Source organism: Amycolatopsis tucumanensis (genome assembly GCF_021654135.1).
GTDB classification, from domain to species: Bacteria; Actinomycetota; Actinomycetes; order Mycobacteriales; family Pseudonocardiaceae; genus Amycolatopsis_E; species Amycolatopsis_E tucumanensis.
Map to the genome: position 1 here is coordinate 77345 of NZ_JAKGSD010000014.1, position 14828 is coordinate 92172.

1 protein-coding gene (cut by a window edge) is annotated in these 14828 nt (G+C 73.1%); it reads right to left on the reverse strand.

Annotation, left to right across the window (positions count from 1 at the left end; translation table 11 throughout):
* Nucleotides 1-14793 carry the 5' portion of a hypothetical protein gene (locus L2C96_RS16395; protein WP_237336811.1) on the reverse strand. It extends 38124 nt beyond the left edge of the window, so only the first 14793 of its 52917 coding nucleotides appear in the window; it begins with the start codon at nt 14791-14793; its stop codon lies off the left edge, out of view.
* Between the last annotated feature and the right edge of the window lie 35 nt (nt 14794-14828).

The following is a 14828-nucleotide window of genomic DNA, read 5'->3' on the forward strand; positions in this document are numbered from 1 at the left end:
CGCCATCGTCCCGTGGTGGACCTTTCGCCCCGTCGAGCCGACGATGTCGAACTCCCGCGCCAGGCCCGCGCGATGCAGGGTTTGCCACGCCTCGTCTTGAACGTGGACCAGCCCCTGCGGGAAGGGCCCGACCTGGAACAGGCGACCAGGATCGTTCGCTCGTTCGAGCAGCCGTCCCAGTTTGGTGCCTGCGACGCGACCCCACAACGCGGGCGGAATGTTGAACTTGGTGAGGGTGAGACCCGGTCCGGCGTGCCAGCTGTACCGGTCGTACACGTGGACCTGGTACTCCACCTGCACCTGGGGGCGTCCGCCCGTGGGGCTCGGGCCGACGGTCACGACTCCGGTGACGGCGTAGTAGAACGTGCCGACCGCGTGGAACCAGTCATTGCTGGCTCCGGTCGATCCAGGCTCGTAGCGCCACCAGCGCGTCGAGAACGTGTACGTCCCGCCCTCATCACGCGCTTCGGCGGCCTGGGCGAGCCGGAGCGCCTCGAACCGCACGCGCTGCGTCACGCGCTCACGCAAACCAGGGATCTCGCGCAACAGGACATCGGGCTGGACCACGAAGTCCTGCCCGGAGTTGCCGAGGTAGTGACGCAACATCCCGGCGGCGGCAGGCATTCCCCGCGCCAGACCGCCGAGCACGATGGCCCTTCCGAGTGCCTTGAACCCCTGGGACCACACAGTGGGCCGCTCCGAGCCCCATTGACCGGAACCGCCGCCCATGAGGTTCTCGCCCATGGCGGGCTTCGGTGGCGCGGGAGGCAGGAAAACTTCGGCGCCCGTGCTGTGCGCGGCCGGCGAGGTCCAGGTCGGCGACGAGACATCGATGCCGAAGACGGCGAGGTGCCGCAGACTCTCGCGCAGGTCCGACAACGCGTTCGCGACCGGATCGATCTGGCCACGCTCGGCGTCGTGCACCGCGTCGTCGAGCCGCTCCACCCGTTTCGCGACTTCCGTCAGTGCCTCGCGCTCCGCATCCGTCAACCCCGTCACGCGCAACGCGTCGTCGACCGCAGTCAGGATCCTGGACACGAGAGCCACTTCGGCGCCGGGCCCGTACACGGCAGTGGCGAGGTCCACCAGGTCAACGACCGACACACCGTCCTCGTAGGACGGTGTGCCCGGACCCACCGGCAGGAGCTTCTGCGCCGCCGGGATCCAACGGGCGTTCTCCTCGGGGCCGATGTGCCGTCCTAGCGCGGCGACCAGGTGCGCCTGCGCGAACGTGCCCCGTGCCGGCAACCGGCTCAGGTAGCGGCGGTCGAGGGGCCCGCCGATCTCGCGCATCCAGGTGGTGAAGGCCTGCTGTCCGCGCAGGGTCTCGAGCAACGACGAAGCCGGAGCCGGGTGCGCCCGTGTGACGAGGTTCGGCTCCTCGTGGTGCAGCCACTCGTCGAGGAACACCATGTTGCTGTGCGTGCTTTGGACTTCCTCGGTCAAGCTCACGAGATCCTTCTCGTGGGTCGGCGCCATCAGCGTCGAGCTCGTGTTCTCGATCGCGCGAGCGAGGTAGCGCGCAGACCAGCGGTCGGTCGGCGACTGGCGTCCCCCGATTTGTTTGATTGTGCGGAAGAACTGCGCCGCCGCCGCGATGTTCTGTGCCGCCTCCTCGAGAACCTGCCCCAGATCCCACGCGGAAATCCACCCGGCGGGGACTTGCGGGCCTCGCTCGCCCGGTGCCGGAAAACCACCCTCGCCGGTCAGCAGCGCCCGGTACGCGACCACCGCGTGCAGGGCCAGCGCGACCTCGCGCTCCCGCCTGCCCGGAGCCAGCAACAACGGTGACAGCTCGAGCCGGTGGACTGCGGGATCGCCCGTGTGCAGCCGCAGCGCCGGGTCATTCCCGAACGGGGCGGTGATGACCAACCGGAACCTCCGACCCGCGGCGTCCGTTCCCGCCACTGCGACGCCATGCGGAGCGATGGGCATGAGGACGAGGTCCGGGACGTATTCGGACAGCCCGGCGCGCGAAATCCCGCGACGGACGATCTCTTCGAGATCGGCCTGGCCGATGCCCTGGGCCGCGATGCCGGCGGCCGTGGCCGCCGCGGCACCGGACTCCCCGGCTGACGCCTCTGGGCCGGCGAGAGTGGCGGCGATGTCGCCGAGAACCGGCACGACCAGGTCTCCCAGCCGAGCCAGCGGCAGCTCCAGTGCGACCTCGCCGCGGTCCGCCCCGGCGTCGGCCAGCCGAGCCCGCAGCGCCGGGAGATCGACCCTGCCGGAGCCCTCCCGGACGACGATGGTGGTGTCACGATCGGCCGTCGACACCCGGATCGTCACGCCGGACGGGTGAGCCTCTACTTCGGCGACAGCGCCGGGCAGCCGATCGTGGACGGCTTCGGCGAGCGCCTGCCTCGTCGTGCGTTCCCCGCCCAGGCTCGGCTCGACCACGGGCTTGCCCTCGCGGATCGCCGTGGTGAACCGGTCGACGTGGTCCACTGTGGACGGATACCGCCATCGCAGGACCTCCGTCAGCAGCTCCGGCGTCCAGGTCCGCACCTCCGCCAGCTCGGCGCTGAGCGGTGCGTCGAGGGAACGGATCCAGGCCAGCACCGCCTGGTGGTCGGCGATCTCACGGTCGAGCAGCAGGTCGGCCGGGGAGCCGGCGTAATCGTGGGCGGCTTCGGCGGGGGATTCGCGGAACGAGGTGACGACTTCCTTCACCAGGCCGGCCGCGACGACGTCCAGCGCCGCGCCGGCCGCGAGGCCGACCCGGCCCGACGCCCAGTCGTAGACCGCCGCCGAGTCGAGGTACGGCGTGAGGCGGTCCCAGGCCGCCCGGTCACCGCCGAACGCGCGGACGATTCCGCGCGGCGTGAGGTCGAAGACCGACGCGAGCTTCTCGTCGATGCGGCGCTCGACCTCGGCCACCGTCACCCCGAGGGCTTCGGCGACCGCCTCACTGCCCTGCTTGGCGAAGGCCCCGATTTCCGCGCGCAACGCGGTCGGGGACGTCGCGACCGGGTACGGGGACGGGACGAGGTCACCGGGGTGCGGGAGTGGCGGTTCCCCGGTCAGCGCGCTGTCCAGGAACCGCACGTCGCCGCGGATGTGGCCGTTCACCAGTTCGACCGTCGCAGTGGCCAGTTCGGTGAGCGCCGCCGCGTCCGTCGTCGGCGGCACGGCGAGCTCCACGGGGGCCGCTTGGATCCAGCGGCCGTCCGCGACGCGGCTGCCGGAACGGCCGTGGCCGGCCATCGAGCTGTGGCCGAGGTGCAGTTCGATGGCCGGGACGTGCACCCGCGGCGCGGACGCGTCCGGATCGACACGCACCTGGTACTGCCAGCGCAACCCGTCGGCACGCACGATGCCGATCGCCACACCGTCGACAGATGTGCCGACGCCGGCGGCGGCGAACGCCTCGTGCACGGCACGGACGACCCCGTCCGGATCGGCGGTGGGATCCACGGCGGAGGACGGCAGCCCCATCTCCGACGGCCCGGTCGCCAGCACAGCGGTCGAGGCCGGTGCCGGCGGCGCGACCGTCGCCGTGCCGGCGAGAGGTTCGGTGGCGAGGTGGGCGAGGTCGGGCAGAGTCACCGCCCACCGCCCCCGGAGGTCCTCTACGGAGGAGCGCAGGGCTTCCGGCAGGGTGACGCCCAGGGCGACGGCGACGGGGACCAGCGCGCGGCGCTGCCAGGACGGTTCGACGGGCATGGGGGGCACCACGACCTCGGCGACGCCGTCCTGCACCCAGCGTCCGCCGGCCAGCCGCGCCCACGAACCGCCCTCCGCCGCGGCTGTGACGTCGGCGCGAAGCTCCAGGCCCGGCTGCACGACCCGGGCAGCGGTGGCGGCCGGATCGACCCGCACGCGGAACCGGATCACCGGTCCGGCGTCGCGAGCCACGAGCAGCCACGTCGTCCCGTCACCGTCCGGGTCGGGGCGGACATCGCCGGCCCAGTACGCGCCGGTGAGCATGTCCAGGAGCGTGCTCTCGATCCGGTGCACGTCCGTGGTGCTGGTGCGCCACGACCCGCCATCCAGCCGCACCGGCACGTCCCGCTCGCGTCCCGGCAGCGTCACGACGGTCTGCTCACCCCGGGGCGGCTCGACCGCCACGGCGGCGCGGGAATGGGCGTTCGAGGAAAGGTCCGTCAGGGACGGCAGGTCATCCTGCCGCAGGTTCTCGATGACCCGCTTCACGGGCTGACCGGCCTTGGACTGCGCGTCCCGCAGCGCGGACACCACCATCGGGTGCCGGGAGACCGGATCCACCGCAACCGGGGGCAGCACGATCTCGACGGCGTGTGACTGCTCCCAGCGGCCGTCCCGCAGCCGGGTCGCCGGGTCCGCGGCTGGATCGACGCGCAACCGGACGACCGGCAGCGTCACGGACGGGTGGGTTGCCCGGGGGTCGACCCGGACGGTGAACCCGAACCCCTCTGGACCGAAGACCCCGGACACCGTGGTGCCGTCGAAGGTGACGTCGCGGGCGCCGGTGTCGTCCAGCGTGCCGTTGATGGTGGCGGCCACGAGCGCCGGGTCGGCCGACGTGGTCAGCCAAGGCAACACCGGGGCGACGTCGAGTGCCACGGTGCCGTCCAGGGTGTGGAACACCAGTGCCGGGTCGACCGCCAGCACCACGGACGGGTCGGCCGCGGCCGTGCCGGATTCGGGCGCGGTGATCTCCCGGGTGGCCAGCGCCGGCCACCCGGTGGACGCCACGTTTTTAGCGAGCCCGCGGATGGCGGGAGGCACCCGCGTCAGGAGCGCCTGGACCAGCGCTTCGGCCACCTCGGCCTGCCACATCGGATGCACCGGCACCTGAGGGACCACAACCGTCACCGGGTCCTGGACCCAGCGCGCACCATCGAACCGTGGCGGCGGCACCGTCACCGCGGGCTCGGTGGCGTCCGGGTCCACGCGAACCGCCAACCGCCACGAGACGCCTCGGTCCGTCAGCGTCCAGGTCGTGGTCGCGCCATTGGCCTCGCGGTCGGCGTGCACGCCGGCGCCGGCGAGCGCTCGTTCGACCGCATCGGCCATCCCGTTCTGGTCGGGTGCCGTCACGAAGATCGACGAGGAGCGCGGCAGCGCCACCTGCAGCACGCGCCCGGCGCGCTGCTCGGCACCCAGGTTCGGCTCGGGCATCGCGCGTCTGCCGTCCGCCGCCGACAGCACCTCGCCGACGTGGTCGATCCGGTCATGGAATCCGAGCTGGGGCGCGGCGCCGAGCACTCGACCTTCCCGGGCCCGCACGTCCGCGAGCACCTCGCGCCGCGGACCGTCGAAACTGTCGAGCCAGGCCATCACGACACGGTGGTCCGCCGCCCGGCGCCGGGCCGTCAATCGCCGGACCTCGGCCGGGTCGCGGGAGTCGAGACCGCGGACGTCCTCGGCCAGGGTCGTCGGTCTCAGCGAGGCGATGACACCCCGGGCGAGTTCGGTGACCACGTCAGCCGCCGGTACGCCGAGCCGGACACCGACGCGGCCGGCCTCCGCGTCGTACACGCTCGCCGCGGTCACGTACGGTGCTAGCCGCTCCCGAGCGGCGTCATCTCCGGGGAACGCGCGGGCGATGCCCTGCTCCCCCAGTGCGAACGCCGTCGCCGCCAGCTCGTCGAACCGGGCCTCCACTGTGGACAGCGGCACGCCAAGCGCGTCGGCGATCGCCTGGGCGCCGGACTTGCCGAAGTCGGCCAGCGCCTGCCGCGTGCCGTCGGCGAGGTCGGTGACGGCACGGGCGTCCGCGATCAGCGCTCCGGGATCGCCAGCAGTCCCTCCCGGGACAGATCCATCGCGTCCAGCAGCAGCCACAGGGTCCGGCGTTCCGCCGCCGTCACCGGGATCCGGTGCCGCGACAGCAACCGTACCGTCGCCTGCGTCAGGTCCTCCCAGTCCTGTTCGTCCTCGGCGTCCTCCAGTTCCCAGCGGTCCGTCTCCGGAATCCGCTCGCCGAACGTCGCCCGTAGGGTCTTCGCCTTCTCCGCGATCTGCGGCTCGCTCAGGCTGGTCACCTCGGGCAGCCCGGTCAGCGCCCTGCGCAACCCGTCCAGCGTCGTCGCCAGCCACTCCGGCTGTCCCGGCTTCGCGAACGTCCGCAGCAGTTCCCGCAGCTGTGCCCGTTCCCGGGTCGACACCGGCCTGTCCGTCCGCGCCAGCGTCCCGATCAGCACCTGTGCGGTCTCCAGCCACTCCCCCGCGTCGCGGTCCTGCCGCACCGTCCGCAGCCTGTCCGGCGGAATCCGGTCGGCCAGCCGTTCCGGCAGCTTCGCCATCAGCGCGGCCACCTCGTCCTCGGACAGCGCCACCGCTTCCACCCTCTCCCCTCGGCGGATTCGTCCGGACGCCCGGCGCGTCGGCGTCCGGCACGGCGTCGCGGATCCTGTTCTGCTGGTCGATGAAGATCTCGACGTCGACGCCAGCGTAGTGCGCGTGCACGACGTCCCGGTCGTCCGATCCCGGCGCCGGTTCGAAGTTCCCCGCCAGGAGCGCCTCGTCGGTGATCCGCGTCAGGACGCCCTCGATACCGCCCGGTTCCCGGGTCCAGGCCTCGGGGAACAGGGTCACTCCCGGCGCCCGGCTCGCCGGCCCGCGCCGCTTCAGGAGCTTGTCGAGCGTCTTGGGCAGGATGCTGGCCGGTGTGGCGTGCCGCGGCGGCCCCGCCGGGTTCTTGACGACACCGCGGCCGTCGATCGGGTAGGCGGTCTTGATCTGCCCGCCCGGCAGCACCACGACCCGGACGAGCACCCCGTCCCGCTCGGCCTCGAGCCGCCACGCCGGCCCCCGGTCAGGGTCCCACTCGACGCGGTCGGGGTGGCGGGCGATCGCCCGGATGATGTCCAGGACAGCCGGGTCCTCGCCCCACCGCGCCGGGAACTCGGACTTGTTGGGCACGCCCTGACCAGAGCGGTGCCCGCCGCCGGTCTCGTCGCCTTCGAAGATGTGTCGGCGCCGGTCCTCCTCGACGCGCAGCGTGGACAGGTCAGGGCGCTGCGGATGCCTGGCCACCTCGGGCGAGTCCCAGCCGTTCGGGCGGGTGCCGTCGGCGAAGGCGGCCACCGTCTCCGCCACGGTGCGGCCGTCCACGAGCGGCGCGACGGCCATGCCGACGACGGCGTCGCCCAGCGCCGCCTTCCCGACGAGTGCGACCGGCAGGGTGGGGCCCACGACTTCGAGCTCGGCACGCAGTGCCGCGAGGTCGCCGTGCAGCCGCACCACCGCGACATCGGTGCCGTCGGCGCGCCGCAGCGTGAAGTGCGCGGGCACCGCACCGGTCTGCTCACCGTCGACCCGGACGAGGGTCACCTGCCCCTGCACGCCCAGGCTAGCGGCCGCGAACGCGGCGACCTTCCCGGCGGCGAACTGGCGCATCGGCCCTGCTGAGTCGCCACCGTCCCGTTCGGCCACGACCAGGCGCTCCAGGAAACCGACGTCGACGGGTTCCCGGTCGTCGCGCACGGTGTCGGGGGCGCGCGCGGGCTCGGTCGTGCCGTCCGGGTACCTGGCGGCGAGGTCGTCGCGGCGGGCGATCGCCATCTCGGCCAGCTGCCCGGCCAGGACGGGGTCCGAAATGATGCCACGGACGGTCCGGCGGATCGCGTCGTCGCTGATCGACGTGACCGCACGCACCGAGGCGCGTTCCAGGTCGGCGGGCATGTCGCGGAACAGTTCGGCCGTCTGTGGGCTGCGCACCGGCGAGCGGAGGTGCTCCGCCTCGGTCACCACTGCGCCGAACGGGAGGTGACCGGCGATCGAGCTCTTCGGGTCACCGGTGTTGGCGTGCGTCATCGTGCCGCCGAACTCGACCCGCATGGGCCCCTTCGCGGTCATCACGATGTTGCTGCCCTCGAAGCCACGCAGATCGGAGTGGCCGAGCCAGGCATCCGCGCCGAACAGCGCCCAGAACACCCGCTGCTGCTGCTCGTCCAAGGCGGCGAAGTCGGTCAGCGCTCCGGTGTTGTCCACCCAGCGGCTCGCGACACCGACGGGCCGGCTCTCCCCGAAGCGGCCGTCCAGTCGCACGAGCCTGGTCTCCGGCACCGGGGCGTCGATCCCGGTCGCGGTGCGCACCTCGTCCGCCACCATGCGGTAGAAGGATGCGGCGAGCACCTCCACCTCCGCCTGTTCGACGGTGACCGGCGCCTTCACGTACCAGCGGCCGTCGGGGCCTTCGAACACGCCGCCGCGCAACGACCCCTGCCTGCCCCCCACGTGGTTCAGGTCGTCGAGCCCGGGCAACGACTGTCCGGCGACCGCAGCGTTGAGGACCTTCGCGTCGTTCTCGGCAACCCGCAGCAGCGCCGAGTCGGTGTACGGCCAGCCCTTGCCCTCCCAGTGACGCTGGTAACGGCCGGTCTCGAACAGCTGCTGCCCGGTGATCCCGGCGCGCAGCACTTCGACCTGCTGCTCCGGCTCCAGCGAGCCGACGAGATCGCGCAGGGCGTCAGCGCGGACGACGTGACCGTCCAGGCCGGCGGACCACCGCAGCACACCGGCCAGTTCGGACGACGGCGCCGGCGCCGCGGTGACCATCCGCGCGGACTCGATCGAGCCGTCGGCGCGGACGACGACGGTGAGCGGCAATCCGTCGTGGGCGCCCCGGACCTCGAAGGCGCCGAACAGACCCCGGGCGGTGGCGAGGATCTCTTCGGGCTCCCTGGCGACCGACAGCAGCGCCTCCCGCACCCGGTCCGCGGCGTCATCACCCACTTCCGCCGCCACGGCGGCGACCACGTCGTCCGCGACGGAGACCGTTCCGGGATAGGCGACGTCGGACCAGCCCTCGGGGGTCACCCCGTGGATCCGCGGCGAGCCGGCCACGTCCGGCCCGTCGAGCACGGCGCCGAGTTCGTCGGCGAGCGTGCGGGCGAAGACCCGGGGGTCGCCGGTCAGCGCGTCGCGCGGGACGTCGGCCGCGACCGTGACGAGCACGTCCTCGCCGGACCACGGGCTGTCCTCGGCACGCAACTGTTCCGCGGCCCGCCGCGCCAGCTCGTCCGGTGCCGACCTGCCCTCGCCGTCGAGGACGACGACCGCCGGCTGACCGGGGTTCTGGTGCACGACGACCCCGGCGCTCCGGTTCTCCGGCAGACGCAGCTGGTCGGCGCCGGAGGGCACCGGCGCGGTCCGCAGGATCTCCAACCTGCGCGCGGCGAGCCACCGGCGCTGGAGGGCGTCGGCGCGGCCGAGTTCGGCGATCCGGCGGTCGATCTCGGCCACCCGCCCGGCGTGCGCCACCGCCTCGGGCGTCGTGAAGCGGATCGTGAGCGAGCGGCCACCCAGAGTACGCCAGGTGGTGCGCCAGCCGTGGTCACCGCGGCGGCCCCACGCGATGTCGGCGTCCCGCAGGGTGAGCCCGCGCCGCGCGAGGTCGTCGATCACCGTTTGCGCCCCGTCGGCGAAGGAGTCCTCGGCGAGGGTGATCGTGTAGCTCAGCGGCTCGTCCGTCGTCACCGCCGCGCCCGGCACCGCCCGCACCGCTTCGCCGACCGCGGGCACGTCCGTGTCACGCCGGTCGAGGGAAGCGGTCACCGGCTCCTCGAAGCGCAGGTGCAGGACCTGACCGGAGTCCTGGTGCGTGATCGCGACCCGGCCGTCCGCCGTCATCCCCGTGCGGCGGAAACCGTTGTCCTGCAGAGAGTCGAGCACGGTCCGGCTGTCACCGGCCTCGGCAACCTGCACCAGGTACCGGACGGGACGGCCCGCGCTCAGGTCGGCCAGCGACGCGGCCGCCTCCGGCAAGAGCAGGGCGCCCTCGGCTGCGCCGACCGCCGCCACCAGCGGCGAGAGCCAGCGGCCCGCGTCGCCGGGCCCCGGGCGCCCCGCCTCGGTGTGGGGGCCGGGCGAGGGCTGGCCACGCAGGATGTCGCCCCGCTCGCTCAGGAGAAGGTTGAGAACGACGCCGTCCCGCTCGCCCCGCACGAGCCACACGTCCCTGTCGGCGTTCCACTGCACCCAGTCCGGCCGCCGGGCGATGTCCCTGGCGAGGGCGCCGAGCGCGGTCCGCGGATCCGCGCCCTCGTCGAACCAGCCGGCCGCGATGCGCAGGCGGCGCGGATCGGTCGCCGTGGGGCCGTGTTCGTCCGCGAGCCGGTCGCGGACGTCGGCAGACAGGTTGATGTCGCCCAGCGCGGGGCGCTTCGGGTGTCCGATGACCTCCGGCGAGTCCCAGGCGTTGGGCCGGGTTCCCGCTCCCTGCGGAAGCGCGATCTCGTCGACGCCGTGCGGCGCGATCGCGGCGCCCAGGATCTCCTGCCGCTGCTGCGGCGAGGCGCCGTCCAGCCGGGCGAGGTGGGCGCGCGCGGCCACGGAATCGGGCGTCTCGAACCGGAGGACGATCCGCTCCCCCGACTCGGTGCGGGTCCACTCGGTCGTCACCCCGGGATCGTCGCCGTCCCACGCGAGCCGGGTGGTGTCGAGGCGGAGCCCGGTGTCAGAAAGCGCTTGCAGCACCGCCGTGGTGTCGTGCGCGAACGTCGCGGGCTCGGGCATCCGCACCGAATACCGCACCGCCTCACCGGGACCGGGTTCCGGCGCCAGCGGATCCGGCACGAGCCGCGCACCCCGCACCGAGGTCGCCACCGCGTGCGCCACCGGCCGTAGCGCGGGATCCATGTGCGCGGCGACGGAGCCGTCGGAGAGGTCGCCGAGGCCGCGCACCATGCCGTGCAAAGTGCCGAGCGCCTGGCGCATCAGCATGTTCACCACGAACCGCTGCTGCGCGGTGTCGCCGGGGGCCTGGCCGGAGATGCGGATCTGCGCGGGGCTCACCTGCACGCCTTCGGCGGACACGCGCGGCGGGACGACGACGTAGGTGCCTGGCGGCAACTGGGAGTCCACCACCGGAGCGACGTCGAGGTTGACGTCGTCGTAGAACACCCGCGCGGTGCGGGCGCCGATCTCCGCCCTGCCGGGCAGGACGGGCTGGTCGCCGTCGAGCCGCACCGGCATCGCGTCACCGAGGGACGGCGCGGTCGGGGTCAGCACCGTGGTCGGTGCGGCGGCTTGCCCGAGGCCGCGGAGGTAGTCCTCGATGCGGTTGCCGACCTCGGCGCTGTGGTCGGCCGTCTCCGAGCGCAGGGTGCCCACGGTCCGCTGCACCGGTTCGGTCGGCACCTGCTGGATCTGCCGCAGGCCGACCGCCTGGTGCGGCTGCTCCAGCCCGGGCACGCCCTGCGCGAGCGTGCGCAAACCGTTGTCCAGCAGGGAATCCAGCTGATCGGCCGTGGTGCCCTCGCCGATCAGGATGGTCCCCTCGGTCACCTGCCGGGCCGTGCCGTCCGCGCCGACCAGCCAGGAGCCGGGGTCGACACGCACCGTGCCGGCCGGGACACGACCGTCCAGCCCGACGTCGAACGCGACGCGGGTGCCGCCGTCGAAGTGGGCGAGCATGGTGCCCTCGCCGGGGTCCCCGGTGAGGGCGTGCAGGCGGCCGCGGTCGGGCAAGGCGGTGGAGCCGGGGACGGACGCGCTTTCCTGGCGGTGGCGGAGCGCGCCGGCGAGGGTGTCCTCGGTCGTCACCTCGTCGCTCCGGGGCTCACCGGCGCTCAGCGAGCGGGGCAGCGCGCGCCAGTGCGTCCCCTCGGGGTGCCGGGTCATACCGCCGCGCGGAACCGACCGCCCGTGCGCGGCGGACACCGAGTCCGGCCGCACCACCGGCGACTGCGCGAACAGGTGGTCCATCGCCTGGTTCAGCGCGAAGTGGGCGTTCCGGCCGAGGGTCGACACCTCCTCGACGTACTCGCGCGGCTGGCGGAACTTCGGGATGAGCCGCCGCTTGACCACTTGCCCGCGGTCGAGCGAGACGTGCGAAGAGACGTGGAGCACCGCGGGAGCGACCTGGACGGCGCCCTCGAACCGGCCCGCGTGGACCTCGACCGTCTCGGCGGGCAGGGTGCTGTCGAGCACCACCCGCACCTGGACGACCTGGCCGTCGGACGACGTGAGGGTGAACACGCCGGTGTTCTTGTCCAGCTCGATGTGACCGTCGGGCCGGAACCCCTCCAGGAACCGGGCCACGACGGACTTCGCGGCGTCGGGCCACTCCGTGGTGGACTCCGGCGTCTGCGGACTCGCGAAGCGCTGGACGCCCGCCGCTTCGGACCGGTGGTCGGTGGTCCTGAGGCCGGCCGCCGGTTCCCGTTCGCTGTCGGGGATCTGGTCGTCCGGCGTCCGGGTCCGGTGCTCGTCGAGGCCAGGAACCTCGTCCGGAGCCGCACGGGTGTCGCTGGTCTTGGGGCCGGTGGGCTCGCGCTCGCTGTCCGGGATCTGGTCGTCCGGCGTGCGGTGGCGCTGCTCGTCCAGACCGGGGACGTGGTCACCAGCCCCGCGCCGGTCGGTGACCTTGAGGCCGGTCTCCTCCTCGCCGGCCGTGCGGTGGTCGTCAGTGGTGCGGCCGTGATCCGGAGCGGTGCGGTCGTCGCCCTGGCGGCCGGTTTCGTCCTGGCCGCCGGTGTTCACGCCCTGACTGTCGCCGGACCGGCCGTCGTTCTGACCGCCCGTGTCCGCGCCCTGGCGGCCGGCGCCCGCGGGCCCGCTGCCCTCACCACCGGCGTTCGCGCCCTGACTGCCGCTGTCGGCTGACCCGCCGTCCCGGCCACCGGAACCCTGGCCGCCGGCATCCGCGGACCCACCGTCCCGGCCGCCGGCGTTCGCAGCCTGGTCGCCGGTGTCGGCGGACCGCCCGCCGGCATCCGCGCCCTGGCTGCCGGCGTCCGCCGGACGGCCGTCGCCGTTGGCGTTCGCGGCGGAAGCGCCTTCGGGCGCCGTCGTGCCGGGGCCCGCGCCCGCGGCGACCTGCCGTCCTGGCTGCGCCTGGGCACCGTTGTCCGCAGCGGTACTGGCGGTGCGGCCGCTGTCTGCCTCGCCGGAACGCTGCCCGCCATCGGCACCCTCGCCTCCGGAACGTCGCCCGCCGTCGGCACCCGCGCCCGCGGAACGTTGCCCGCCATCGGCACCCGCACCGCCGGAACGCTGCGCCGTGTTGCCGCCGTCGGTCTGCCGTCCCGGACCACTGCCGGAATCTCCCCGGGTGGTGCCGCCGCTCTGGCCCGACGTCTGCGCACGCGTCCCGGTGTCGCCGCCGCGTGCGCCCGTGTTCCCGCCGCCCTGCGACCCCGCGGAACCGGAACCACCAGAGCCCCCGGCCGAGCCCGCGCCACCGGGATCGCTGTATCCGCCCCAGGCGCCGACCGTCGACGGTGTCGCCGTGGGGGACGGCGCGACGAACCGGGTGAAGTCGGGGGTCGTCAGGTGCTGGAAACTCGTGTTGAGGACCTGGAGGTTGAGCCCCGCTTCCTTCCAGCTCGCCTCGCCGATGTACTTCTCCCAGGCGCCACCGACCGCACCACCCCACGCGGCCTGTTTGATCGCCTCCCAGCCGAGCGGGTTGTCGGCGCCACCGCGCTGCGCGCCGACGGGCACCACGTCCCCTTTGCTGTCGACCCCGTATTCGTTCCACTCGCCGGTCTTCGCGAACTCCACGAGGCTCTTGCCGAACCCCTTGAAGGCTTCCGGGTTGGTGAACGCCACGGAGCCGAACTGGCCGGCCGCCCCGCCGAGGGCGCCGGCGGCCAGGTAGCCGGGCAGTTTCGTCGACAGGCCCAGTGGCGCACCACCGAGAGCGGCACCGGCGAACGCCCCCAGGGTGCTCATGCCGTTGTACGAGAAGTCGCCGCTGACCGGCTTGCCGTTGTCGAACTTGCCGTACTCCTTCAGCTGGAAGTAAGTCTTGGCTTGCCCGACCACATCGGGGATGACGCCGTAGATCGCCGCGCTGCGCAGGCCGTAACCGACCACCCGGCCGCCGACGACCCGCCTGGCCGTCAGGCCCTCGACCCGGAGCGTGTGCCGGACGGCGTCGTCGATCACGCCGCGCATCGCGGCAGGCACCCGGGCGCCCGCCGCGATCGCCTCGCCGCGGAACCCGCGGCCGAGCTGGATGGCGATCTCCCGCTGCACCGCGCCGCCGCCGAGCTGCCGGAGCTCCTGGAAACCGAGCTGGCGGCCGGCCGCGTTCTCCAGCGCCTGGCGGATGATCTTCTGCTGGACCTCGCGGGCGGCCTGGCGTCCGGCGATGTTGGTGAACCTGAGGTTCTGCGGGAGATGGGTGACGATTTCCAGCCCGCGCCGTCCCGCCGCCGCCCCGAGGTGGACGAGGCCGCTGCCCAGGCGCTCGAGCCCCTCGATCAGCCCGTGGATCGCCGCACTCCGGGCACCCGCCCAGGTGAACTCGCGGAGGGCGACCCGGATCGCGATGTTGCGGATCGCGTCCAGCGCCTCCATGATCAGGCGCCGGAGGGTGATCGACACCGTGGTGATGATGATCGGGATCTCGATCAGCGAGACGCCCCACGTCGCCAGCGCCTGGAACAGCGCTCGCCCCAGCTCAAACGCCATCATCGCCAGGTTGAGCTGGTAGCTGTTCTTCGTCAGCACCACGGTCTGCAGGAACTGCTGGCTGGCCTCCATCATCTGACGGCTGCCCTCGGCCAGCTGCAGCACCGTGGTGTTGAACTGCGACATCATCATGCCGAACTCGGCCGGCGCGGCTCCGTGGTACTGCTGCTGGATCCGCTCGGTGAGCTTCGACGCGTCGATCTGGAAGTCGTAGGTCGCCTGCTGCTGGTCCGCCCAGAACTTGACGACCTCGACGATCTTGTCCGGGTCGCCCTTCGGGTACTCGCCGAACAACCCGCGGATGAGCGTGGTGGTCTTGACCGGGACGAGGGTGACCCCGAGGAACTTCTCCCAGGCGTCGATGTAGGCGTCGACCTGCCCGGCGAAATCCATCATCGCGTTCGCGAAGGCTTCGGTCCAGTCATCCGTGGGACTGCTCACCGATCACCTCCCCGAATCGACGACACGAAAAAACG